Source organism: Cedecea neteri (assembly GCF_000758325.1).
GTDB lineage: Bacteria > Pseudomonadota > Gammaproteobacteria > Enterobacterales > Enterobacteriaceae > Cedecea > Cedecea neteri_B.
The window spans coordinates 642,858-668,298 of the sequence record NZ_CP009459.1; the positions used below are offsets into that span (position 1 = coordinate 642,858).

A 25,441-nucleotide genomic window follows, 5' to 3' on the forward strand; every position below is an offset into this window, starting at 1 on the left:
TCAAACGAACAAACGCGAAATCAGATAAAAAAGGCAGCAATAGAGCGCTGTATTGAATAATGCAGGGTGCCAGACAAAATCATAGATGCCGGTTGGGGTCAGCAGCCGACGCGCCAGCCAGAACGCGGCGAGCGACAGAATTAATTCGAAGAATATCGGCGGAAAGGAAAGACCGAATATTACGATAACCGGAAATAGACTCATTTTAACCTTGATAAGATAATGCAGGCGATACATAACTCGACGGTAAACCGCGACGGAGAGGCCAGAAAAGGCGGGCGAGCGTGCGGTATGAGTTATGTTAATAATAATATATTAACGTAACTGTTACCCTGTTATCTATAATGTGTGATCTAAATCACTTTTCACTCAGAGTGAACAATGGAACGACTGAAACGTATGTCGGTGTTTGCCAAAGTCGTTGAACTTGGCTCCTACACCGCTGCCGCAAGGCAGCTACAAATGAGCGTCTCTTCCATCAGCCAGATCGTGTCCAAACTGGAAGATGAACTGCAGGTTAAGCTGCTCAACCGCAGCACCCGCAGCATTGGCCTGACCGAAGCGGGCAAAATTTATTATCAGGGCTGCCGCAAAATGCTGCACGAAGCCCAGGAAGTCCACGAGCAGCTTTACGCCTTTAACAACACGCCTATCGGCACGCTGCGCATCGGCAGCTCTTCAACTATGGCACAGAATGTTCTCGCCGACATGACCGCCGAAATGCTGCGTGAACATCCCGGCCTGACCGTCAATCTGGTCACCGGCATACCGGCGCCTGACCTGATTGCCGATGGGCTTGATTTGGTCATTCGCGTCGGCGCTTTGCAGGATTCGAGCCTGTTTTCCCGCAGACTTGGGTCAATGCCAATGGTGGTTTGTGCCGCCAAAAGCTATCTGCAAATTCACGGCACACCTGAAAAACCGGCTGATTTGGCTAACCATTCATGGCTGGAATACAGCATCCGGCCGGATAACGAATTTGAGCTGATTGCGCCTGAAGGAATCTCGACCCGCCTGCTGCCGCAGGGCCGCTTTGTGACCAACGATCCGATGACGCTCAGCCGCTGGCTTAAAGCCGGCGCGGGTATTGGCTATGCGCCGCTGATGTGGGTGATCGACGAGATCAATAGCGGGCAACTGGAGATCCTGTTCCCGCGCTATCAGTCCGATCCCCGCCCGGTGTACGCGCTGTATACCGAAAAAGACAAACTTCCGCTGAAGGTGCAGGTGTGTATTAACTATCTGACGAACTATTTTGTGAAGGTTGCGGAGCTTTATCAGGGCGTGCAGGGCAGGAACGGGAAGGCAAAACAAACGGGCCGGAACTAGTCCGGCCTCATATAAACTCAGGCAGTGCCGCCCACGGTCAGGTTATCGACCTTCAGGGTTGGCTGGCCGACGCCAACCGGCAGGCTTTGGCCTTCTTTACCGCAGACGCCGACGCCATTATCCAGCGCCAGATCGTTCCCGACCATCGAAATTTGCTGCATGGTTTCGATGCCGGACCCAATCAGCGTGGCGCCTTTCACCGCCTTAGTCACCTTCCCTTTTTCAATCAGGTAGGCTTCCGAGGTGGAGAACACAAACTTGCCGGAGGTGATGTCTACCTGACCACCGCCGAAGTTTGGTGCAAAGATACCGTAATCCACGGACTCGATAATCTCTTGCGGCGTGGATTTCCCAGCCAGCATGTAGGTATTGGTCATACGCGGCATCGGCAGGTGGGCATAGGACTCGCGGCGACCGTTACCGGTAGGCGCCACGCCCATCAGGCGAGCATTGAGCTTGTCCTGCATATAGCCTTTAAGAATGCCGTTTTCGATCAGCACGTTGTACTGACCCGGCACGCCTTCATCATCAATAGAGACGGAACCACGACGGTTAGCCATCGTGCCATCATCTACCACGGTACAAAGTTCGGATGCCACCAGCTGACCCATCTGGCCGCTAAAGACCGAAGTACCGCGGCGGTTAAAATCACCTTCCAGACCGTGACCAACAGCTTCGTGCAGCAGCACGCCAGGCCAGCCTGCGCCTAATACAACAGGCAGCATGCCTGCAGGGGCCGCCACGGCGGACAAATTCACCATCGCCATACGCACGGCTTCTTTCGCCCATGCATCAGCCCGCACTTCGCCGTTCACATTCTCCAGGAAATACTCATAGCCAAAACGACCGCCGCCGCCGCTCGCACCGCGCTCGCGCTTGCCGTCTTCCTCAACCTGAACGCTAACAGACAGACGCACCAGAGGGCGAACATCTGCCGCCAGCGTACCGTCAGTGGCCGCAACCAGGATCAATTCATATACGCCGGTCAGGCTGGCGCTAACTTCCTGCACGCGGGCGTCTGCCGCACGCGCAACGCTGTCCACGCGTCTCAGGATGTCGAGCTTCTCTTCACGCGTCATACTGGTCAGCGGATCGGCGCTGGTATAAAGCGCACTGTGCGGAACGTTACCCAGCGTACGGGCTCGCCCGTCGCCCTGCTCACGAACGATGCTGCGAGCCGCATGAGCGCTTTGCTCCAGCGCCTGCAGTGTAATTTGATCGGCATAGGCAAACCCGGTTTTCTCACCGCTCACCGCACGAACGCCAACGCCCTGATCGATATTCCATGAACCGTCTTTAATAATGCGGTCTTCCAGCACCCAGGATTCATGATAGCTGGACTGAAAATAGAGATCGCCGTAGTCGAGACGGCGCTCGGACAGCTGCCCGAGGATGGAAAACAGATCTTGATGGGTTAAGCCATTCGCAGACAGCAACTGCTCACTTACCAGGTTAAGACTCATCGTTTCGCTACTCTTATTGCTTATCGCCCGTTCGGCGAGGAATGGTTTATTTATGGAGCTTGCGGCAATTAACCGCTAACGTCAAATCAGTGAGCTTCGCTGGTGCGCGGCTGCCGCAGCACTTCATCAATTTTCGGTTTATCTACCGGGCCGGTAATGCTGTAGCGCAGCACCGAGATTTTGCTCCACAGCGGGCCAAGCACTTTACTGGCGGCAAACACCGCGGCACCGATTATCGGGTTAACCGCAAAAGCAGTAGCCACGCCCACCGTCGCGGAGATTTCAGGGGCAACGACCGCTTCCATATTCAGCTCGCGACGGACTAAGTCCACCGAACCTTTCATCGCGATATCCGCCTCCAGCCCGTCAACCAGCGTGTCGTCAGTATGCAATACGCCATCTTTTATCCAGGCGGTGCTGCGAATAGAGTCGTAGTAGAAGCCGCTGCCAAAGGTATCGCTAAAATCGAAACGGAGTTTACGAAGCAGCGCGTCAAAGCTGACGAGACGCAGAAGCTGGCCCGCATGGCCCGTGCTGACGTCGGTAATTTGCCCTTTCCCTAGCTTGGTATGCAGAATGCCGTTCAACGAAGCTTCATCCGGCTTCCAGGGCACCGCGCGCCAGTGCAGATCATAATCAACATCGAAAGAAGAGCCCTGGAGCGGCGTTTTCACCCCAAAGAAGTTCGCGGCCGCGTCGAGCTTATCGCCCTTCAGCTTGCCTTTAAGGGAAGTACGTTCGCTGCCTGGCTTATTCACCCATTCACCGTCGGCGGTGAGGCGCGCAAAGCCAGTATCAATCAACCCATTAGCCAGCTGCAGCGTGTCGCCATTGATCGTCACATCCCCATCGATACGGCCATATTTCTGCCCCCACAGCCAGCATTCCGCGCAGCGCAACTGCACATTTGGCCAGCCACGGAAATTGATCGTATCGCCGCTTTCCGGGACCTGCAGAGCCTCCGTTCCGTTTGCACCACTAGGGAGAACACTCCAGTTCGGGTTGAAATACAGATACTTAACGTTGGCCTGCCAGGGCGCGTTGTTTTTCATGCTCAGCGAGGCATTAATTTCACGCCCCTGAGCCTCAACCTGCGTGCCATTCAACACCGGGCGAGAAACCAGGCTCAGGTTATGCCATTGCTGACCCGCCAGCGTTAATGCCGGCGTCCGCAGTGTCACAGCGGATGGGAAGACGGCAGATCCCCCCACGCTGTCCGCGGCACCTTCGCTGAAGAGCGCCAGCCACTGGGCGCCGTCCATTGCAGGGAGATCGAGCTCCACGCCCGGCTGCTCTGGCAGAGGGGGAACGGTTTTACTGTCTGTTGCCCAAATAGCCCGGTCGAGGGTAAGTTTCTTATTCAGCAGCCAGCGGCTGGAGAAGTGATTGAGCGCACCCGCATTCCCGGTGAGATCGAAGCTCTTTAAATCGCCCTTAACGGCGATATTCAGCGGCAGCGCTGCCCCGGATTTTTTGTCCACTGGCGCAGGTAAGTGACTGCTCACATTCGTCAGATCACCCGCCAGATTTACCTTGTAGTTGGCGCTGCCGTGATAAGGCAGCGTAATGCCCACGTCGCCTTTCCACGTAATATTTCCGCTAAGCGCATCGTTGACCTGCTTCGGTAGAACACCGGTTTTATTGGGCTGCCAGTCGCCACTCAGGTTCACGCCAATCTGGTAGTCCTTATCACCGGTTTTGGTGTTGAAGTTCAGGTTCACCGGCTGATTAAACCAGCTCGCACTCATCGCTTCACTTTGCAGGTCGCCATTGGTAAAGCTGAATTTGCCGCTCAGATTATGCAGCGTGCTGCCCAGCGGTTTGATCAACAGCGTGTTGTTGTTCAGCCGCACATCGCCTTTGGCCGTCGTCATTTCGCCGGTTAGCGGAATATTCAGATGTAAGCGGGCATTCACATCGCCGCCAATCTGGAGTTCATCCAGCGCGGCGGCCAGGGAATCATCCAGCGGCGTATCTTTGAAATAAGGCCCGACCGCATTGCCTGGGCCATTGATGTCGGCGTCTATCAGCAGCTTTTCTTTGGCATAATCGGGGATATTCGCCGTCAGGTTACTGGCCGTGACGCCACCCAGTTTGACCGCCTTGCTGTTCATCCACAGCCCGTTATTGATGAAATCGAGCGTGATATCGAGGTTTTCCAGCGCAGGCCAGTCCGGCTGGAAAGCAAATTTCGCGTTATGAAGCGGGACGTATACCTCAAACTGGCCTTCGTTGTGCTCGTAGGGGAAAAGATGCGGGTTGCCGCCGTACACCAGCGTGGCGTTATCGGCCTGGCCACCCTGAATCGCCGAGCTGAGATAATCCGTCAGCTCTTTACCCATCAGGTTTTCCGGGAAGTAGCGCCAGGCGTCCGCCCCGTTATCGGTGCTAATGCCCGCCAGAATCCCCAGCCACGGATCGCCGCTGGCGGGCTGGAAGTAGCGGAAGTCGCCGCGTGCCCAAACGGAGCGAGCCTTGACGTCAATGTTCTTGCCGTCTAACTGGAAACCCTCTGCGTTTTTCTGCCAGGCGAGCGTTGCAACGCCTTTCTCAATCTCAAGCGGCGCGCGGAAGACGGTTTCATAAGGCATTTTGGCATCGGCCATTTCGGCATTAAGCTGCCCGTTTGCGACGCTACCGGTCACCGATCCTGAGAAGTGCTCCGCGCCAGGCAACAGCTTCCACTGTTTCCAGCTCACGTCTTTCCACCGGGCCTGCATACGAGTCAGGTCGGTTTGCTGGAGCGGAATGTCCAGCGCCAGCACGTCAATGTGGCCCTGAGGCTGCAGCGAAGTCCAGATATCCCCCAGCTGCGGCGAAATTTTGGCAGCAATTGGCAACAAGCCATTAAACCGATCCAGTTCCATATTGCTGGCGCGCACGCGCAGTTCATCGCTGCGCTGACTTTGTTTTCCACTCACGTCCTGCGGCGCTATCCAGGCCACGGTGAGAGAACCTTTCGGCCAGGCCTGATCATCCAGCGTGATATTGGTGGAAGGGATAGAGAGTTGCCAGCTGGATTTCTCCCGGCTGACCTGCGCCGTCAGGTTATCGACCGAAAGCGAGTGCGTCACGCTGTCAGTGCCTGGCCAGCTTGCCCCGCCTTTTTTCAGCCAGATGCTGCCGCCGCTGATATCGCCCTCTTTCACGTCCATCCAGGCTTCGAGGCTAAAACGGGCACTTTTCAGGTCGACATTGTCTTCCATCCAGCGGCCCAGCCAGGGCTTAACGTCTACGTCATCCGCCTGCAGCCAGACCTTGCCGTTGTTCAGAATCCCGTTTTCATCCCGCAGATCCATACGAACGTTGGCCACGCCGTGCTGGCCGTTAAAGCTGGACAGGCTGACCTGGCCTTCCGCACGATGGCGGTTTTTACCGTTAAGCCAGGTAAGCTGAGGAATAGAAAGTTCGGCCCGCTGGCCGGAGAGCGTCAGGAAGCTAAGGGAACTGTCGCGGAGATCGAAGTGATCGAACTGACGAAGGAAGAGATCGCTGATTTTGTCTGCTTCCAGCGTGCCATCACCGCCGTTCTGGCTGAGCGGCGTGTTGGTGCGCATTTGCAGCTGATAGAAGGTCAGATCGCGAAACTGCCAGCGAGCGTGCAGCAGGCTTTGCCAGACATCCAGCGCCAGCGTCACGCGTTTGATACTTAGCGTGCCACCATCTTTGAGGCCGGCCTTAACATCGCGAACATCAAGCGTGGGGCCAAAATTCTCCCAGCTTGCCTGTAAATTACTGGCTTCCACCGGCACGCCGGTGGCGGCTTCAATTTTATCCAGCAGCGCAGGCCGCCAGGCATCCAGGTGCGGCAAAACGAGCCGCAGGCCACTCACCAGTAGCGCGACGATAACAACCAACGTTACGCCTGTGAGCAGCAGAATGCCGGGCAGTCGCCTCACCTTTCTCTCCTTGTCAGCCTTACGGGCAAAATGCGCATCCGCGCATTTGAGGCTGCTGACAAAGAGGGAAAAAGCGTGGTTTTTCCCTCTTTGTGGTTATCAGCCGAAAATCAATGAATTGATTTTCCTGTTTTTTTTGCCTAATGGTCTGGTATTTCTTCTATCACCAGAGGTTTGTCAGTCGTCTGTAATGCGCATCCACGCATTTACATCATCACGACGTCGAACTGCTCCTGATTGTAGAGCGGTTCAATCTGAACTTTGACCTGTTTACCCACAAAGATTTCTACTTCAGCCAGCGCGTGAGACTCTTCGCTTTTCAACGCTTCACCCACCGCAGGAGAAGCATAGACCAGGAAACGGTCGGAATCGTAGGCATGATGCACACGAACGATTTCACGCATAATTTCGTAGCAGACCGTTTCTACCGTCTTTACCGTACCGCGACCGTGGCAGGTCGGGCATTCGTTGCACAGCACATGCTCTACGCTTTCGCGCGTGCGCTTACGGGTCATTTCGACCAGACCGAGCTGGGAGAAGCCATTAATGCTGGTCTTCACGCGATCTTTACTCAGCGCCTGCTCGAGAGAATGCAGCACGCGGCGGCGGTGATCTTCATTACTCATATCGATAAAATCGATGATGATAATGCCGCCCAGGTTACGTAACCGGAGCTGGCGCGCGATGGCCTGAGTCGCTTCGATATTTGTATTAAAAATTGTGTCGTCGAGATTGCGATGGCCCACGAACGCGCCGGTATTAATATCCACCGTGGTCATCGCTTCGGTCTGATCAATCACCAGATAGCCGCCGGACTTCAGTTCCACCTTACGCTCCAGCGCACGTTGAATTTCATTCTCAACGTCGTAGAGATCGAAAATCGGCTGTCGGCCACTGTAATGCTCGATTTTACTGGTCATCTCCGGCATGTACTCGGCGGTAAATTCCAGCAGCATTTCGTAAGTCAGGCGGGAATCAACGCGAATTCTGTCCAGCGCCGCGTCGGCAAAATCACGCAATACGCGCTGGGCCAGCGCCAGCTCACCGTACATCTGGTAGCGGGTTTGATTGCGTTTTTTACGCTCGCTGACCTTGGTCCATACGCGCTTCAGGTAAGCTGCATCAGAGGCTAAATCTTCTTCGCAGACGCCTTCCGCAGCAGTACGAATAATAAAGCCACCATGCTCATCGCAATACTCATTCACGATACGCTTCAGGCGGTCACGCTCGGCTTCACTTTCAATACGTTGGGATACGCCCACGTGCGAAGCGCCAGGCATGAAAACGAGGTAACGGGAAGGCAACGTGATGTCGGTGGTCAGGCGTGCGCCTTTAGTGCCCAGCGGATCTTTGACCACCTGCACCATTAAATCCTGCCCCTGGCGAACCAGTTCGGCGATGTCACGCACGCTAAAGTTCTTTTGCTCCTCACCCGCGACACACTCGGTGTGCGGCATAATGTCAGAAGCATGAAGGAATGCCGCCTTGTCCAGGCCAATATCTACAAACGCCGCCTGCATTCCAGGCAACACCCGGCTAACGCGACCTTTGTAGATATTCCCTACTATTCCGCGGCGCGCTTCGCGCTCAATATGAATTTCTTGCAGTATGCCACCGTCAATATAGGCCACCCGCGTCTCTGATGGGGTAACGTTGACTAATAGTTCAGCCGTCATCTTTTCCTCGTCCGTCACGCAGCGCGTGAAAATTGCTCAGCAACTCACCAGTTTCCACCAGCGGTAGTCCCACCACTGCATGATAACTGCCATTAATCCTTTTAACGAAACAGCCACCAAGCCCCTGAATGCCGTAAGCTCCGGCTTTGTCCATAGGTTCACCGCTGGCAATATAGTCGGCAATATCCTGTTCGGATAAGCGGCGGAACGTCACGTCGGTCACCACCAGCGCTTCCAGTACCTGACTGGCGTCAGCGACAGCAACTGCAGTCATCACCTGATGCTGATTGCCTGAGAGCAGACGCAGCATCTGTGCGGCATGCTCAGTATCCCGTGGTTTTTCCAGCACTTCGCCGTTAAAGATAACGATGGTATCCGCACCCAGTACAGGCAAATCTTCGGCGGCCATCGCCACCCCGACCTGCGCTTTTTCACGCGCCAGACGGCGAACATACTGCTCCGCGCTTTCGTGCGGCTGCCGCTGTTCTTCAATGCCAGGCACGAGGCGTTCAAAAGAAATGCCCAGCAGGGTCAGAAGTTCCTGACGGCGAGGCGAACCGGATGCCAGATACAACGTAGTCATGTTTACCTTTTATTGCACAGCGAATTGCTGGCGAACTTTGCGCATTAACAGGAAAATCCAGGGCCACAGGATACCGTTAACTACACTACTCCAGAACACTTCCGGTCTGAAAGAGACGTTGATCACTAAAAATTCTGACCAGAAAACAATGATGTCTGTGACCAGAGAGAGCAGCATGACAACCAGCGCCTGCTGCCAAAGGGCGAGGTTACGGAACAGCTGGTATTTCAGCGCCACCAGGTAAGCCACAATACTTAATGATAGAGCGCGTACGCCAAGCGTGGAGCCGCTAATCAAATCAAGTATGGCGCCTACGATTAAACCCGTCCCGACATTCACGCGGTGCGGCAGGGCTAAAATCCAGTAAAGCAGAATCAACAATACCCAATCCGGCCGATAGAATTTGAGATCATCCGGCCAGGGCATCACCTGCAGCAGCAGGGCAATCAAAAATGAAAGCCAGATAACCCACCGGCCCTGGCTGCGATAACTTCCCACTACTGTGCTCCCGTAGCAGGCTGTGTGATACCGGTTGCTGGCGCAGGGACCGGCGCTGGAGGGCCCATTGAACCCGGCGGCGGCAGAACCTGAGGCATCATCTGCATCAGGCGCTCATTGGCCACGCGGTGGACTTCCTCAGGCGGCATTGGCGACGACCCGTTTTTGTCCGCGCCCCACAACAGCAGCAGATAGCGCAGACGCTGCAGACCAGCGGTAGGACGAGCCTGAATCACGGTATAGGCGCGCTGAGTATCCAGCTTAACGGATGACACCACGCCAACCGGATAGCCTTCAGGGAAGCGGCCGCCAAGACCAGAAGTCACCAGCACATCGCCGACACGAATATCGGTATTAGCTGGCAGATGCTCCAGCTGCAGATCGTCCGTGCAGCCGTTACCGGCGGCGATCACGCGAATATCGTTACGCAATACCTGAATCGGCAGCGCGTGGGTGGCATCGCAAATCAGCAGCACCCGACTGGTCAGCTTAGCGACCGCGACAACCTGGCCGACAACGCCTTTATCGCTGATAACCGGCTGACCTTCGTAAACGCCGTTCACGCTGCCCTTGTCGATCACCACCTGATCGCTGTACGGATCGTTAACGGTGGAGATGACCTGGGTCACCATTTTTTGCTCATCCTGACGCAGCGGGGAACCGAGCAGCTCGCGCAGGCGCGCGTTCTCCTGCCGGTATTGACCCAGCATCAGCAATTCACTGTTTTTCAGGATTAACTCCTGACGCAGAACCCGATTTTCAAGTTCAAGCTGGTCGCGCGAAGCCAGCGTTTGAGACACGCTGTCGAGTAATTCACGGGGACCATTAGAGACAAAATAGAAAGGACTGACGGCTGTATCCATGTATGTTCGAATCTGACTGAACATACCGAGGCGGCTGTCGGCGATAATGACACCAAGCGCCACCAGCACCGCCAGAATAAGGCGAATCTGTAGCGACGGGCCACGGCTAAAAATTGGCTTCATAGGCTATGCGTATTCCCAAACCAGCAAACAGGGGCAGCAAAAGCTCCCCCTGGCCTGTGGCTGTTACTCTTCGCTAAACAAGTCGCCGCCGTGCATGTCGATCATTTCCAGTGCCTTGCCGCCGCCGCGGGCAACACAGGTCAGTGGATCTTCTGCAACTACTACCGGGATACCCGTCTCTTCCATCAGCAGGCGATCGAGGTTACGCAGCAATGCGCCACCGCCGGTCAGAACCATACCGCGCTCGGAGATATCGGATGCCAGCTCTGGCGGGCACTGTTCCAGCGCAACCATCACCGCGCTAACAATACCGGTCAGCGGCTCCTGCAGTGCTTCGAGGATTTCGTTAGAGTTCAGGGTGAAGCCACGCGGCACACCTTCAGCCAGGTTACGGCCGCGAACTTCGATCTCACGCACTTCATCGCCCGGGTAGGCAGAACCGATTTCGTGTTTGATACGTTCTGCGGTCGCTTCACCAATCAGTGAACCGTAGTTACGGCGCACATAGTTAATGATAGCTTCATCGAAGCGGTCACCGCCGATACGTACGGAAGAGGAGTAAACCACGCCATTCAGGGAGATAACGGCGACTTCGGTGGTACCGCCACCGATATCCACAACCATAGAGCCGGTTGCTTCGGATACCGGCAGGCCTGCGCCAATTGCCGCAGCCATAGGTTCTTCAATCAGGAACACTTCGCGAGCGCCTGCACCCTGTGCGGATTCACGAATCGCACGGCGTTCAACCTGGGTAGCACCTACCGGTACACAAACCAGCACGCGCGGGCTTGGGCGCATGAAGCTGTTGCTGTGAACCTGTTTGATAAAGTGCTGCAGCATTTTCTCGGTCACGAAGAAGTCAGCGATAACGCCGTCTTTCATCGGACGGATAGCCGCGATGTTGCCCGGGGTACGGCCCAGCATCTGTTTAGCATCATGACCTACGGCCGCAACGCTTTTTGGCGAGCCGGCGCGGTCCTGGCGAATGGCCACAACGGAGGGCTCATTCAGTACGATGCCTTGTCCTTTCACATAAATCAGGGTATTCGCAGTACCCAGGTCAATGGACAGGTCATTGGAAAACATGCCACGAAATTTTTTCAACATACTAAGGGATAATCCTGAAAGCTGGGGCGGATACAAAATCCGCTTACTTTACCAACCACACGCTACAGCGACAAGGCGCAAAAATGTTCTGCAACGGTGAAAAATAGTGCAGTTCACTACGGCTGTAACACTTTTGAAACGTCTTCCTACATGGCGTTCAGAAATGCGGCAAACGCGGTAGAATAAACGAACAGCTAACAGCAGCAAACCGGTTCATAACGGCTGCGACAATCTGGCCGGCAGGCTGACTAGCCCCCTTGAGATGCAGCGCGCGTTATTCTACGTGAAATAATGGCAAACGGCAGGTTAAACCGAATATCTTTGTGAATATTTTTTCACATTACTGTCAAGCGGCTGAGATGCGGCGATAAAATCGCCCTGCGCCCCCGCAACCCCGTTATCAATCAGCGTCTGCCACTCGCCGCGGGTCCTCACTCCTGTGGCAAAAACATGGATTCGCGTCCCGTTACAGGCTTCAACCAGGCTCTTCACAAAAAGCTGGTTTTCGGTACGCTTGCCGATGTTTCTGACCAGACCCGGATGCAGCTTAATTAACTCCACATCCAGCTCTTTTATATAAGTTGTGCTGACGACCGTTAATCCCGCCTGGATAATCACAACCCTTGCCCCTAACGCAGTGATTAACCTTACAACATGTTGTAATCGGCTGATGTGTTGACAGACATCTGCCTCAGCAAGTTCAAAAATAATCCGTGCTCGCTTCGATTTTTCGCACTGCATCAGTGAATCACGCAGCCAACGCTGGAAAGGGGCGCGGATCAGCGAGTCGACGGTGATTTGAATGGCAAGGGTTTCTTCCGGCCAGAAGTTTAGCAGCGGCAACAGCCGGGACACTATCTGCCGGTCATATTGTTCAGATAAACCAAACTGCCTGACCATCGGCATATATTCTGCCGACAAAACCTCTTGCTCGCCGTCGAAGATTCGGCACATGATTTCACGGTGGTGAACCACCCCATGCTTATCAACCGCTGGTTTCTGATAAAAGCGCGGGCCGCCCTGTTTGAGTACCTGCTCAAGCAAAGTGCGCCATTTCACGTTGCCCCTGCCCTGTTCCGGGAGCTTGTCGTCGTAGACGGACCAGCTGTTGGCCCCCTGGAAAGCGGCATTGCGGGTCGCGATTTCCGCGTGCTCCATGACCTGCTCTTTTGTTTGCCCGCTGCGCCACGCGCAAATGCCGATGTGCAGCATATCGCTGCGATCAACCATGCGAGTTGACGGGAGCGCATCTACGGAATTCAGCAGTTGGCTGGCAATACCATCCGCTTCTTTCAGCGTGCGGTGCGGCAGCAATACTGCGAAATCACTGCGGAAATAGCGAGCTAATAAAGCGCCAGGATAGCGCATTACAAAGGTAGAAAGCAGGTTAACCAAAGTGAATAAGTATTCTTCAACCGGGCCATTGCCCCAGGTCTCTTTTAATAGCTCAAAATCAGGCAGGCGAATCATCATCACCACGCCGTGAGCGCCGACCTGCTCCTGACCTTCCAGCAGCGTGGCCAGTTGGTTATCAAAGAACAAACGGTTATTGAGGCCGGTTTTAATGTCCTGGGCGGCAAATGCCCGGATCAAGGTATCCACGCGGCTTCGCTGCTCGCTGGCGCTTTGCAGATCGGAAAGTAGGGTATCCATCGCGCTACTCACCAGCGGCGGCCATTCATGCACCGAACCACGGACTTCTGCCCCTCGTTCCCCACTAATGATTTTTCCGGCTCTGATTTCCAGCAGCTCTTGCCCGGAAAGCTGGCGTCTTAGCCAGCGCCCGGCCAGGAAGAGTATCACCAGCATAAAAGCGACCGCTGCAGTCAACGGCGTCGTGGTAAACATGGCGTGATAGTAGACAGCGATCGGATCGAGATAAGTCAGCCGCAGCGTCATACCAGGGTGCTTCATCAACGCGACGTTAATAGTGCGGTATGTATATTGCGTCCCTACAGGACGATAGCCTTCGGGTAAAACATGCTGGAAGAGGTAGGTTTTATCCGCCATCAGGCGAATTTCGGTGATGTCCACCGGTATCATCAGCTCGCTAAAGTGATCCACAAGATCCTGAGGCGAGCGTGAGACAAGCTGGTTATCAATGATGGTGACAACAGCCATAATGCGCTGCTGAGTTTTATCGTGAACAGAGTTATAGAAACTTAGCAGGCACCCAACGAGCGTAACGAAAATCGCAAGCCCGGTTAAGAGGGTAATAAAGGCTGAAAGTTTCGTCGTTAATCGCATCCCTGTGCTAACTCCGGTTAGTGAAAATTAACCACACTCATCATGGGCCCCAAACGAGGAAGCATTAAATAGCAAAGGTCGAGCCCAGGCAAACGAAACCCCTCGGGAATTTCTGAGCATTTATTGCGTCAGGTCGGCTCTTCACATCAGTATCGGAGTATAGTCTGCTAAGATTTTTTTCCCATTGCTACCGACCGAGGAACGCCCATGCAGGCATTAATCCTGGAACAGTCCGAAGGCCAAACCCTGGCCGCGGTAAAAACGATCGACCACGACGCGCTGCCAGAAGGCAACGTCACCGTGGAGATTAATTACTCCAGCCTGAATTACAAAGATGCGCTGGCCATCACCGGTAAAGGCAAAATCATCCGTAATTTCCCGATGGTACCGGGCATCGATTTTGCGGGCAAAGTGCTCACCAGCGAAGACGCTCGCTTTCAGCCTGGCCAGGCAGTGCTGCTCACCGGCTGGGGCGTTGGAGAAAACCATTGGGGCGGCCTGGCGGAAGCCGCGCGGGTGAAAGGTGACTGGCTGGTTGCTATGCCCGAAGGTTTAGACGCACGCAAGGCGATGATTATCGGCACGGCTGGCTTTACCGCGATGCTCTGCGTGATGGCGCTTGAAGACGCAGGCGTGACGCCAGAAAGCGGCGAAATCGTCGTCACTGGCGCAAGCGGCGGCGTGGGTAGCACAGCTATTTCGCTGCTACACAAACTGGGCTATAAAGTGGCCGCCGTATCCGGCCGTGAAAGTACGCATGATTACCTGCGCAGCCTCGGTGCCGACCGCATTCTTGGCCGCGATGAGTTCGCTGAAACCCGTCCGCTTGAAAAACAGCTCTGGGCCGGCGCCATTGATACCGTCGGCGATAAAGTGCTGGCGAAAGTTCTGGCGCAGATGAACTACGGCGGCTGCGTGGCGGCCTGTGGCTTAGCCGGTGGCTTCGCGCTGCCAACCACCGTAATGCCGTTTATTCTGCGTAATGTTCGCCTGCAGGGTGTGGATTCCGTTATGACGCCGCCGGAGCGCCGCACGGCCGCCTGGGCACGTCTGGTGAAAGATTTGCCGGATGCCTTCTACCAGCAAGCAACGACCGAAATCGGCCTGTCAGAAGCGGCGAAGTACGCCAGCGACATCATTAATAATGCCGCTCAGGGCAGAACCCTGGTAAAAGTGCGTTAAACCTCCCAGAGGAGCGACGCCCTGTCGCTCCTCAAATTTCAATTTTTCGTGACATATTCGCCGGAACGCTTTCTCTCGGTCATGCTTAGGCTATCGCTACGAGGAGAACGTCATGAAAAAGGTCACCCGGCTCACCGAAGCCGACGTTACGCCAGAATCTGTGTTTATGATGAAGCGTCGCCAGGTACTGAAAGCGCTGGGCATCAGCGCGGCCGCACTGTCACTCCCTCAGACAGCCAACGCCGATATTCTGTCCTGGTTCAAAGGTAACGATCGCCCACCGGCACCTGCCGGCAAACCGCTGACGTTCACTAAGCCAGAAGAGTACCAGGCCAAACTGGCCCTGACCCCGGAAGACAAAGTCACGGGCTACAACAACTTCTATGAATTTGGCCTGGATAAGGCCGATCCTGCCGCTAACGCCGGCGGGCTAAAAACCGATCCCTGGCAGATTAAAATCAGCGGCGAAGTGGCTAAGCCCATGACGCTCGATCACGATGACCTTTATAAGCGCTTCCCGCTGGAAGAACGCATTTACCGCATGCGCTGCGTCGAGGCATGGTCGATGGCCGTACCGTGGATTGGCTTCCCGCTTCACAAGCTGCTCGCCCTGGTTGAACCCACCAGCAACGCAAAATACGTTGCCTTTGAAACGCTTTATGACCCGGAGCAAATGCCGGGCCAGAAGGACCGGTTCATCGGTGGCGGGTTGCAATACCCTTATGTAGAAGGATTGCGGCTGGATGAGGCGATGCATCCGCTCACGCTGTTAACCGTGGGCGTTTATGGTAAAGCTTTACCCCCGCAAAATGGCGCGCCGATTCGCCTCACGGTGCCGTGGAAATATGGCTTTAAAGGCATTAAATCTATCGTCAGCATAAAACTGGTGCGCGAACTGCCGCCTACGACATGGAACCTTGCCGCGCCTAATGAATATGGTTTCTACGCCAACGTAAACCCGCACGTTGATCATCCTCGCTGGTCACAGGCTTCAGAGCGCTTTATTGGCTCGGGCGGCGTGCTGGATGTTAAGCGTCAGCCTACTTTGCTGTTCAACGGCTACGCAGATCAGGTTGCCTCGCTGTATCGCGGCCTGAATTTGAAGGAGAACTTCTGAGTGCGCCTGACGGTAAAACAGATTACCTGGCTGAAAGTGGGGCTTCATCTGGCCGCTTTTCTGCCCTTTGTCTGGCTGTTCTATGCGGCAAGCCAGGGACTTTTCAGCGCCGATCCGGCAAAAGATATTCAGCATTTTACCGGCAGAATGGCGCTCAAACTGCTGCTGGCGACGTTACTTGTCACGCCACTCGCGCGTTACGCTAAACAGCCGCTCTTGATTCGTACCCGCCGCCTGTTGGGCGTGTGGTGCTTCGTCTGGGCAACGCTGCACCTCACCAGCTATTCCCTGCTGGAGCTGGGGATCAGCAATCTTGGCCTGCTTGGACAGGAACTGGTGTCCCGCCCTTATCTGACGCTGGGTATCATTTGCTGGATTATCCTGCTGGCCCTGGCCGTGACGTCGACCCAGCGAGCCCAGCGTTTTTTGGGTGCCCGCTGGCAGAAATTGCATAACTTCGTCTATCTGGTCGCGATCCTCGCGCCGATTCATTTCCTCTGGTCGGTTAAGATTTTGACCCCTCAACCCTTGCTTTATGCTCTGGGCGCTATCATTCTTCTTGCACTTCGCTACAAGAAGTTTCGCCAGTGGTGGCGCTAACCGCAAAGCGTGTGCTTCTCCGCAGAATAAACATCAATCGGTATCCTTAACTGGATATCAGTTGATCATCTTCCCTGATAAGACCAGTATTTAGCTGCCAAATGCTACGAAATCGTTATAATGTGCGACTTCGGTTTTTTCTGACGACCATTTTCGGCTCGAAAAGGTGACAACCGGAAAACTTAGGTATATTTTGTAAATTGCCTACTAATCGCAGGAGATGGCAGCACGATGTCGGGTGAATTTCACATTTTGCTTTTGAATGGCCCTAATCTGAACATGCTGGGCACACGGGAGCCGGAGAAGTACGGCCACCAGACGTTAGCAGAAATTGTTAACACGCTTGAGGCTGAGGCAACAAGCCTTGGCGTGACGCTCAGTCACCTGCAATCTAACGCCGAATATGCGTTGATTGACCGAATTCATCAGGCCAAAGACACTGTGGACTTTATCCTGATTAATCCGGCCGCGTTCACGCATACCAGCGTTGCGCTGCGCGATGCGTTACTGGCGGTGGATATCCCGTTTATCGAGATTCACCTCAGCAATGTGCACGCGCGTGAACCGTTCCGCCATCATTCCTATCTATCAGATAAGGCCATCGGCGTGATCTGCGGATTAGGCGCTGACGGCTATTCATATGCTTTACAGACGGCGGTAAAACGCCTGTCAAAATCCATCTAAACAAAGAGTACGGAACCCACTCATGGATATTCGTAAGATTAAAAAACTGATCGAGCTGGTTGAAGAATCAGGCATCGCTGAACTGGAAATTTCTGAAGGCGAAGAGTCTGTACGCATCAGCCGCTCCCCGGCAAACGCTGGTTTCCCAATGATGCAACAGGCTTACGCTGCGCCAATGTACCAACCGCAGCCACAGCCAGGTCTGGCTCAGGCCGTTGCACCAGCAGCAACCCCAGCAATGGAAGCCCCTGCATCTGCTGAAGTCAGTGGTCACATCGTACGTTCCCCAATGGTCGGTACCTTCTACCGTACCCCTAGCCCGGACGCCAAAGCGTTTGTGGAAGTGGGCCAGAAAGTTAACGTGGGCGACACCCTGTGCATCGTTGAAGCAATGAAAATGATGAACCAGATCGAATCAGATAAAGCCGGTGTGGTGAAAGCAATTCTGATTGAGAATGGTCAGCCGGTAGAATTTGACGAGCCGCTGGTCGTCATCGAGTAACGAGGCGAACATGCTGGATAAAATTGTCATCGCCAACCGCGGCGAGATTGCACTGCGTATTCTTCGTGCCTGTAAAGAACTGGGCATCAAGACTGTCGCCGTGCACTCAAGCGCGGACCGCGATCTGAAACACGTATTACTGGCGGATGAGACGGTCTGTATCGGCCCGGCTCCTTCCGTAAAAAGCTACCTGAACATCCCGGCAATCATCTCTGCGGCGGAAATTACCGGCGCGGTCGCGATTCACCCGGGTTACGGCTTCCTGTCTGAAAACGCCAACTTTGCCGAGCAGGTTGAGCGCTCCGGCTTTATCTTCATCGGCCCGAAAGCTGAAACTATCCGCCTGATGGGCGACAAAGTTTCCGCGATCACCGCGATGAAGAAAGCAGGCGTACCGACGGTACCAGGTTCTGACGGCCCACTGGACGGCGACATGGATAAAAACCGTGCCCATGCAAAACGCATCGGCTACCCGGTTATTATCAAAGCTTCCGGCGGCGGCGGCGGTCGTGGTATGCGCGTAGTGCGCAGCGACGCGGAGCTCGAGCAATCCATCAACATGACCCGTGCGGAAGCCAAAGCGGCTTTCAACAACGACATGGTTTACATGGAGAAATACCTCGAGAACCCACGCCATATCGAGATTCAGGTTCTGGCCGACGGCCAGGGGCACGCTATCTATCTGGCTGAACGTGACTGCTCCATGCAGCGCCGCCACCAGAAAGTCGTTGAAGAAGCACCAGCCCCGGGCATCACGCCTGAGCTACGTAAATTCATCGGCGACCGCTGCGCCAAAGCCTGCATCGACATTAACTATCGCGGCGCAGGTACCTTTGAGTTCCTGTTCGAAAACGGCGAGTTCTATTTCATCGAAATGAACACCCGTATTCAGGTAGAACACCCGGTTACCGAAATGATTACCGGCGTTGACCTGATCAAAGAGCAGCTGCGTATTGCGGCCGGTCAGCCGCTGTCCATCAAACAGGAAGACGTTCACGTTACCGGCCACGCGGTGGAATGCCGTATCAACGCCGAAGACCCGAACACCTTCCTGCCAAGCCCGGGCAAAATCACGCGCTTCCACGCGCCTGGTGGTTTTGGCGTGCGTTGGGAATCGCATATCTACGCCGGTTACACTGTACCGCCGTACTACGATTCAATGATTGGGAAGCTCATCTGCTACGGCGAAACGCGTGAAGTGGCTATTGCCCGCATGAAAAACGCACTGGCAGAACTGATTATCGATGGCATCAAAACCAATATCGATCTGCAGACCAAAATCATGAACGACGAAAACTTCCAGCACGGTGGAACAAACATCCACTACCTGGAGAAGAAACTCGGTCTTCAGCACTAAGTTTCCGTTGAACATGTCGACAAAAGGCCGGATTTCCGGCCTTTTTCTTTTTTTATCCTCCAACAGGATGGATGCGTTACAATCCCCGCTTTCTGCAAACTCAAGGGACAAAAATGGACAACCGTTTTGTTCAGGCCCATAAAGAAGCGCGCTGGGCGCTCTGGCTGACCTTGCTCTATCTTGCCGCATGGTTAGTAGCTGCTTACTTACCTGACAATACACAGGGGATCACCGGATTACCGCACTGGTTCGAGATGGCCTGTCTGCTGGTGCCGCTGCTGTTTATCCTGCTTTGCTGGCTGATGGTGAAATACTTATTCCGCGACATTCCTCTGGGGGATGACCATGCAAAATGAAGTGATTGCCGTGCTGGTTATCTACCTGATTGCGGTCTTTGGCCTTTCCGTTTATGCCATGCGCCAGCGCACTTCCGGCACCTTTCTGAGTGAATATTTCCTCGGCAGTCGTTCGATGGGCGGCTTTGTGCTGGCCATGACGCTCACCACCACCTACATCAGTGCCAGTTCGTTTATCGGCGGACCGGGTGCCGCCTATAAGTTCGGCCTGGGCTGGGTGCTGCTGGCCATGATTCAGATCCCGACGATCTGGCTTTCTCTGGGGATCCTCGGGAAGAAATTCGCTATCCTGGCGCGCCGCTATAACGCCATCACGCTGAATGACATGCTCCAGGCTCGCTACCAGAATCGGGCCGTCGTCTGGATTGCCAGTATCAGCCTGTTGGTCGCGTTTGTTGGCGCGATTGCCGTTCAGTTCATCGGTGGCGCGCGGCTGCTGGAAACCGCCGCAGGTATAAAGTATGAAACTGGCCTGCTGATTTTCGGGATTACTATCGCGCTCTATACATCCTTCGGCGGCTTCCGTGCCAGCGTGCTCAATGACACCATGCAGGGCATGGTGATGCTGATAGGCACCATCGTGCTGCTGGTCGGCGTGGTTCATGCCGCAGGCGGGCTGGGCAGCGCGGTACAAACACTAGAACATATCGATCCGAAACTCGTCAGCCCCCAGGGCGCGGGGGACATTCTGACGCCAACGTTTATGGCTTCCTTCTGGGTACTGGTCTGTTTTGGCGTGATCGGCCTGCCCCACACGGCAGTACGCTGCATCTCTTATAAAGACAGCAAAGCCGTCCACCGCGGCATCATCATCGGCACTATTGTGGTCGCAATACTGATGCTGGGTATGCACCTTGCTGGCGCGCTGGGCAGAGCGGTACTCCCGGGCCTGACGGTACCGGATCTGGTTATCCCTACGCTGATGATGAAGGTTCTGCCGCCCTGGGCCGCAGGGTTATTCCTGGCCGCGCCAATGGCCGCCATTATGTCCAACGTGAACGCCCACTTGCTGCAGGCATCCGCGACGATCGTGAAAGACCTGTGGCTTAGCGCAAGTCCGGCTAAAATTCATCAGGAGCGCCGCCTGAAGCGCATTTCCACCACCACTACGCTGGTGTTGGGCATTCTGATGATGCTGGCCGCCTGGCGACCGCCGGAGATGATTATCTGGCTTAATCTGCTGGCCTTCGGGGGCCTGGAGGCCGTTTTTCTGTGGCCTCTGGTGCTGGGTCTCTATTGGGAGAAAGCAAACGCGGCTGGCGCGCTGAGCGGCATGATTGTCGGCGGCGGACTTTACGCGGTGCTCGCCAGTTTCGGCCTGCAGCTCCTGGGCTTCCACCCGATTGTGCCTTCACTCCTGTTCAGCTTGCTGGCGTTCCTGATCGGTAACCGTTTTGGTCGCCCCATTCAGGAACCCCTTCTTGTTTCCACTACTGATAAATAAAGAGTTTCGCCATGCCATGGATCCAACTGAAAATTAACACCACCGGCGGCAACGCTGAAAGCTTAGGCGATGCGCTGATTGAAAGCGGGGCGGTTTCCGTCACCTTCCAGGACACCCACGACACGCCGGTCTTTGAACCGCTGCCGGGTGAAACTCGCCTTTGGGGTGATACCGACGTTATCGGCCTGTACGACGCGGAAACCGACATGGAAGAAGTTGTCGCTATCCTTGAGCACTGCCCTTTGCTCGGCCAGGGATTCCACCACAAAGTGGAACAGCTGGAAGATAAAGACTGGGAGCGCGAATGGATGGACAACTTCCACCCAATGCGCTTCGGCAACCGCCTGTGGATCTGCCCAAGCTGGCGCGATGTGCCGGATGAAACTGCCGTGAACGTGATGCTCGACCCGGGCCTGGCGTTTGGCACCGGTACCCATCCAACCACCTCGCTGTGCCTCGAATGGCTCGACGGCCTGGACCTGGCGGGCAAAACCGTGATCGACTTCGGCTGTGGCTCCGGGATCCTGGCGATTGCCGCCCTCAAACTGGGGGCCGCAAAAGCTATCGGCATCGATATCGATCCGCAGGCGATTCAGGCGAGCCGTGATAACGCCGAGCGTAACGGTGTTTCCGACCGGCTTGAGCTTTACCTGCCGAAAGACCAGCCAGAAGTCATGAGCGCCGACGTGGTGGTCGCTAACATCCTGGCCGGCCCTTTGCGTGAGTTAGCGCCGTTAATCAGCGTGCTGCCAGTTGAGGGCGGTTTGCTTGGCCTCTCTGGCGTTCTGGCAAGCCAGGCCGAAGGCGTTTGCGAAGCTTATGCCGATAAGTTCACGCTTGACCCGGTTGCGGAAAAAGAAGAGTGGTGCCGCATCACCGGCCGCAAGCACGGCTGATGAAAATAACGGCATACGGACATCGCGCCGTGTGTCGTTTTGAGCCAGTTTTAGTGAGTAAGCCGCATGTAAAAATGAGAGCTTGTTCGCATAAAAAACCCAAAACTGGCCACAAAAACAGCGGTTTATCTGGTAAAAATAGCCTGTTGGACAGCATATTTCTGCTAACTTTCAGGAAAATTTAAAACAGCATGAAATAAACGAAAAATCCTAACTTGCTGATTAGTTGAATGAATTACGTATTCTGGCCACGCTTGTTGCCGCTTCATTGATCTGTGACAGAGGATTGTTCAAAGTTTGGCCTTTCATCTCGTGCGAAAAATGCGTAATATACGCCGCCTTGCAGGCACAGTATGGTCATTTCTTAACTCATGCGCATCGGACACCACCAGCTCAGAAATCGCCTGATCGCAGCACCTATGGCTGGCATCACTGACAGACCATTCAGGACGCTGTGCTACGAGATGGGAGCCGGGTTAACCGTTTCCGAGATGATGTCCTCTAACCCGGAAGTTTGGGCGAGTGACAAATCCCGTTTACGCATGGTTCATGTGGATGAACCGGGTATTCGCACCGTGCAAATTGCCGGCAGCGTACCGGAAGAGATGGCAGAAGCCGCGCGAATTAACGTGGCTAATGGCGCCCAGATTATTGATATCAATATGGGTTGTCCGGCAAAAAAGGTGAATCGTAAGCTGGCAGGTTCAGCCCTTCTGCAGTACCCGAGTCTGGTAAAGGACATCGTGACGACGGTAGTGAAGGCAGTGGATGTTCCTGTGACGTTGAAAATTCGTACCGGCTGGGAGCCCGCGCACCGTAACTGTGTAGAGATTGCCCAACTGGCTGAAGACTGTGGGATTCAGGCTCTGACAATTCATGGACGCACACGCGCCTGTTTATTCCAGGGCGATGCTGAATACGACAGCATTCGGGCAGTTAAGCAGAAAGTTTCCATTCCGATTATCGCGAATGGTGACATTACTGACCCGCTTAAAGCCAGAGCTGTACTTGACTATACGGGGGCTGATGCCCTGATGATAGGCCGTGCGGCTCAGGGAAGACCCTGGATCTTTCGGGAAATCCAGCATTATCTGGACACTGGAGAGCTGCTGCCCCCCTTGCCTCTGGCAGAGGTGAAGCGCTTACTTTGCTCGCACGTTCGGGAACTGCATAGCTTTTATGGCGATGTAAAAGGTTACCGAATTGCTCGTAAACACGTCTCCTGGTATCTCCAGGAGCACGCTCCAAATGACCAGTTTCGGCGCACATTCAACGCCATTGAGGATGCCAGCGAACAGCTGGAGGCGTTGGAGGCATACTTCGAAAATTTTGCGTAAACAGAAATAAAGAGCTGACAGAACTATGTTCGAACAACGCGTAAATTCTGACGTACTGACCGTTTCTACCGTTAACTCTCAGGATCAGGTAACCCAAAAACCCCTGCGTGATTCCGTGAAACAGGCACTGAAGAACTATTTTGCTCAACTGAATGGTCAGGATGTGAATGACCTGTATGAGCTGGTACTGGCTGAAGTAGAACAGCCATTGTTGGACATGGTGATGCAATACACCCGTGGCAACCAGACCCGCGCTGCCCTGATGATGGGCATCAACCGCGGTACGCTGCGTAAGAAACTGAAAAAATACGGCATGAACTGATACTAATCAGTTAGTGTTGTGAAAAGGCGCGACTCGGCATGGGAAAGCGCCTTTTCTCTTTTCTATCCCCCGAATCTGACGTTTTCCCTCATCATTGCTCCCTGTACCGCCCTTTCCTTCACTTTGTTTACACTTCACACGCTTTGCAATTATTCCCCGATCCTGTGGTCTGAGTCGCAGTGGTAAAATAGCCACATTCACACCGGTGCAGCATCCGTGAAAGCTTCGTACCTTTATGGGCACCTACGAGAGCAATCCCTGTCCCGGCGTTTGGTAAAACCGAGGTTCAAAATGACTAAATTCATCGCCGTCGCATTGCTCACGACTTTCCTGGCAGGCTGTGCGACCGATTCCCCTTGCGTACCGGTCTATGACGACCAGGGGCGCCTGGTGCACACCAATACCTGTATGAAAGGCACCACCCAGGATAACTGGGAAACCGCTGGCGCGATTGCCGCGGGTACCGCTGCCGTGGCAGGGGTAGCCCTGGGTATCGTGGCACTCACCAAATAAGTCTCCCCTTCTGGCAAAGCGCGAGCTTCTCGCGCTTTTTTGTTTCGTCTTCCTGCAACACCTGAATCATTTTGCTCTGAAATGCGCCGTTAGTTGCAGGCCTGCACTATTTCGGCGCATTTTTTTCCCCTTGTCCTCATTGCTGCCGGCCTTCTTCTCCATAAGACGCCGCCATAAAAACCTGGCATCCACTTTGCTTTAAAGACTGTGACGCGGGCATTTGCCACGAATACGGATCTGGCGCCTCCCGGATGCCATTTCGCCAATAACGATAATTTTGCCACTCAGGATGCATTTATGAAGAAGATGATGATCGCCACTCTGGTCGCTACCGGCACGCTGTTTGCGATGGTTAATCAGGCTCACGCAGGCACTACACTGGATGCCGTCAAAAAGAAAGGCTTCGTGCAATGTGGGATCAGCGATGGTCTGCCGGGCTTTTCTTACGCTGACGGCAGCGGCAAGTTCACCGGTATCGACGTGGATGTTTGCCGCGGTGTTGCAGCAGCCGTCTTCGGCGATGCATCCAAAGTCAAATACACTCCGCTGACGGCAAAAGAGCGCTTTACTGCGCTGCAGTCCGGCGAGGTGGATATTCTTTCACGTAACACCACCTGGACTTCCTCCCGCGATGCGGGGATGGGGATGGTGTTTACTGGCGTCACTTATTACGACGGTATCGGTTTCCTGACCCACAATAAAGCTGGCCTCAAAAGCGCGAAAGAGCTCGACGGTGCCACAGTTTGTATTCAGGCGGGGACCGACACCGAGCTGAACGTCGCCGACTACTTCAAAGCCAATAAGATGAAGTACACGCCGGTCACCTTTGACCGTTCAGACGAGTCGGCCAAAGCGCTGGAGTCCGGGCGCTGCGATACTCTGGCCTCGGATCAATCTCAGCTGTACGCCCTGCGCATCAAGCTCAGCAATCCTGCAGAATGGCTCGTGCTGCCAGAAGTCATCTCGAAAGAACCCCTGGGGCCTGTTGTACGCCGCGGGGACGATGACTGGTTCTCTATCGTGCGCTGGACGCTGTTCGCCATGCTGAATGCCGAAGAGATGGGTATTAATTCTAAAAACGTCGACCAGATGGCCGCCAATCCAACCACGCCGGATATGGCACACCTGTTAGGGAAAGAAGGTGATTTCGGCAAAGACCTGAAGCTGGATAACAAGTGGGCCTACAACATCGTGAAGCAGGTCGGTAACTACGCTGAAATTTTCGAGAGCAACGTCGGCGCCCAAAGCCCGCTGAAAATCAAACGCGGCCAGAATAACCTGTGGAACAACGGCGGGATCCAGTACGCCCCACCAGTTCGCTAAGCGAAAGACCAGAACAGGGC

General features: G+C 54.6%; 23 protein-coding genes. 14 read left to right on the plus strand and 9 right to left on the minus strand.

The window, feature by feature from the left end; genetic code table 11:
- Positions 1-204: a p-hydroxybenzoic acid efflux pump operon protein AaeX gene (gene aaeX, locus LH86_RS03035; RefSeq protein ID WP_008454892.1), complete on the minus strand. Its 204-nt coding sequence runs from the start codon at positions 202-204 to the stop codon at positions 1-3.
- A 177-nt stretch (positions 205-381) separates the two neighbouring features.
- Here aaeX and aaeR point away from each other — a divergent pair, with 177 nt between their 5' ends.
- Complete coding sequence (gene aaeR / locus LH86_RS03040) at positions 382-1,329, plus strand: HTH-type transcriptional activator AaeR (protein ID WP_039298229.1); 948 nt, start codon at positions 382-384, stop codon at positions 1,327-1,329.
- A 17-nt stretch (positions 1,330-1,346) separates the two neighbouring features.
- On the opposite strand, the gene tldD is transcribed toward aaeR, so the two are convergent.
- The 8 genes from tldD to csrD form a co-directional block, all read right to left on the minus strand.
- Complete coding sequence (gene tldD, locus LH86_RS03045; RefSeq protein WP_039298231.1) at positions 1,347-2,792, minus strand: metalloprotease TldD; 1,446 nt, start codon at positions 2,790-2,792, stop codon at positions 1,347-1,349.
- 86 nt (positions 2,793-2,878) lie between these two features.
- On the minus strand, positions 2,879-6,691 hold the full coding sequence (yhdP, locus tag LH86_RS03050; protein WP_039298233.1) for an AsmA2 domain-containing protein YhdP: 3,813 nt from the start codon (positions 6,689-6,691) through the stop codon (positions 2,879-2,881).
- Positions 6,692-6,897: 206 nt separating this feature from the next.
- The gene (gene rng / locus LH86_RS03055) at positions 6,898-8,367 is read right to left on the minus strand and encodes a ribonuclease G (RefSeq protein ID WP_039288211.1); all 1,470 of its coding nucleotides are present in this window, start codon (positions 8,365-8,367) and stop codon (positions 6,898-6,900) included.
- Positions 8,357-8,950 carry a Maf family protein gene (locus LH86_RS03060; protein WP_039298235.1) on the minus strand — a complete coding sequence of 198 codons (594 nt, stop codon included), beginning with the start codon at positions 8,948-8,950 and terminating at the stop codon, positions 8,357-8,359. The genes rng and LH86_RS03060 overlap by 11 nt, the downstream gene beginning before the upstream one ends.
- A gap of 9 nt (positions 8,951-8,959) precedes the next feature.
- Positions 8,960-9,448, minus strand: coding sequence for a rod shape-determining protein MreD (gene mreD / locus LH86_RS03065; RefSeq protein ID WP_039288215.1), 489 nt, complete (start codon positions 9,446-9,448; stop codon positions 8,960-8,962).
- Complete coding sequence (gene mreC / locus LH86_RS03070; protein ID WP_008454901.1) at positions 9,448-10,434, minus strand: rod shape-determining protein MreC; 987 nt, start codon at positions 10,432-10,434, stop codon at positions 9,448-9,450. Before mreC ends, mreD begins: the two co-directional genes overlap by 1 nt.
- A 63-nt stretch (positions 10,435-10,497) precedes the next feature.
- The gene (gene mreB, locus LH86_RS03075; RefSeq protein ID WP_000913396.1) at positions 10,498-11,541 is read right to left on the minus strand and encodes a rod shape-determining protein MreB; all 1,044 of its coding nucleotides are present in this window, start codon (positions 11,539-11,541) and stop codon (positions 10,498-10,500) included.
- Positions 11,542-11,847: 306 nt separating this feature from the next.
- The gene (gene csrD, locus LH86_RS03080) at positions 11,848-13,788 is read right to left on the minus strand and encodes an RNase E specificity factor CsrD (RefSeq protein ID WP_039298237.1); all 1,941 of its coding nucleotides are present in this window, start codon (positions 13,786-13,788) and stop codon (positions 11,848-11,850) included.
- Positions 13,789-13,995: 207 nt separating this feature from the next.
- On the opposite strand from csrD, the gene LH86_RS03085 reads away from it, so the two are divergent.
- From LH86_RS03085 to LH86_RS03145, 13 genes are all read left to right on the plus strand, one after another.
- Positions 13,996-14,970: an MDR family oxidoreductase gene (locus LH86_RS03085; protein WP_039298240.1), complete on the plus strand. Its 975-nt coding sequence runs from the start codon at positions 13,996-13,998 to the stop codon at positions 14,968-14,970.
- Positions 14,971-15,082: 112 nt separating this feature from the next.
- The gene (gene msrP / locus LH86_RS03090; RefSeq protein ID WP_039298243.1) at positions 15,083-16,087 is read left to right on the plus strand and encodes a protein-methionine-sulfoxide reductase catalytic subunit MsrP; all 1,005 of its coding nucleotides are present in this window, start codon (positions 15,083-15,085) and stop codon (positions 16,085-16,087) included.
- Positions 16,088-16,687 carry a protein-methionine-sulfoxide reductase heme-binding subunit MsrQ gene (gene msrQ / locus LH86_RS03095; RefSeq protein WP_039298244.1) on the plus strand — a complete coding sequence of 200 codons (600 nt, stop codon included), beginning with the start codon at positions 16,088-16,090 and terminating at the stop codon, positions 16,685-16,687. It abuts the gene before it with no gap.
- Positions 16,688-16,918: 231 nt separating this feature from the next.
- Positions 16,919-17,371: a type II 3-dehydroquinate dehydratase gene (aroQ, locus tag LH86_RS03100; RefSeq protein ID WP_008454912.1), complete on the plus strand. Its 453-nt coding sequence runs from the start codon at positions 16,919-16,921 to the stop codon at positions 17,369-17,371.
- 22 nt (positions 17,372-17,393) lie between these two features.
- The gene (gene accB / locus LH86_RS03105) at positions 17,394-17,873 is read left to right on the plus strand and encodes an acetyl-CoA carboxylase biotin carboxyl carrier protein (RefSeq protein ID WP_039298246.1); all 480 of its coding nucleotides are present in this window, start codon (positions 17,394-17,396) and stop codon (positions 17,871-17,873) included.
- Positions 17,874-17,883: 10 nt separating this feature from the next.
- Positions 17,884-19,230 (plus strand): acetyl-CoA carboxylase biotin carboxylase subunit, encoded by a 1,347-nt coding sequence (gene accC / locus LH86_RS03110; protein ID WP_008454915.1) that lies wholly within the window; start codon positions 17,884-17,886, stop codon positions 19,228-19,230.
- Between the two features lie 113 nt (positions 19,231-19,343).
- Positions 19,344-19,586, plus strand: a complete 243-nt coding sequence (locus LH86_RS03115) for a YhdT family protein (RefSeq protein WP_008454917.1) — start codon at positions 19,344-19,346, stop codon at positions 19,584-19,586.
- Entirely contained in the window at positions 19,576-21,030 is a 1,455-nt protein-coding gene (panF, locus tag LH86_RS03120) for a sodium/pantothenate symporter (protein ID WP_039298249.1), read from the plus strand. The genes LH86_RS03115 and panF overlap by 11 nt, the downstream gene beginning before the upstream one ends.
- A gap of 11 nt (positions 21,031-21,041) precedes the next feature.
- Positions 21,042-21,926, plus strand: a complete 885-nt coding sequence (prmA, locus tag LH86_RS03125) for a 50S ribosomal protein L11 methyltransferase (RefSeq protein WP_039298252.1) — start codon at positions 21,042-21,044, stop codon at positions 21,924-21,926.
- Between the two features lie 371 nt (positions 21,927-22,297).
- A complete protein-coding gene (gene dusB, locus LH86_RS03130) occupies positions 22,298-23,263 on the plus strand; it encodes a tRNA dihydrouridine synthase DusB (protein ID WP_039298255.1) in 966 nt (321 codons plus the stop codon).
- Between the two features lie 25 nt (positions 23,264-23,288).
- Positions 23,289-23,585, plus strand: a complete 297-nt coding sequence (gene fis / locus LH86_RS03135; protein WP_000462905.1) for a DNA-binding transcriptional regulator Fis — start codon at positions 23,289-23,291, stop codon at positions 23,583-23,585.
- A 291-nt stretch (positions 23,586-23,876) separates the two neighbouring features.
- Entirely contained in the window at positions 23,877-24,098 is a 222-nt protein-coding gene (locus LH86_RS03140; RefSeq protein WP_039288243.1) for a hypothetical protein, read from the plus strand.
- 297 nt (positions 24,099-24,395) lie between these two features.
- Positions 24,396-25,421 carry an amino acid ABC transporter substrate-binding protein gene (locus LH86_RS03145; RefSeq protein ID WP_039288246.1) on the plus strand — a complete coding sequence of 342 codons (1,026 nt, stop codon included), beginning with the start codon at positions 24,396-24,398 and terminating at the stop codon, positions 25,419-25,421.
- The last annotated feature ends 20 nt before the right edge of the window (positions 25,422-25,441 follow it).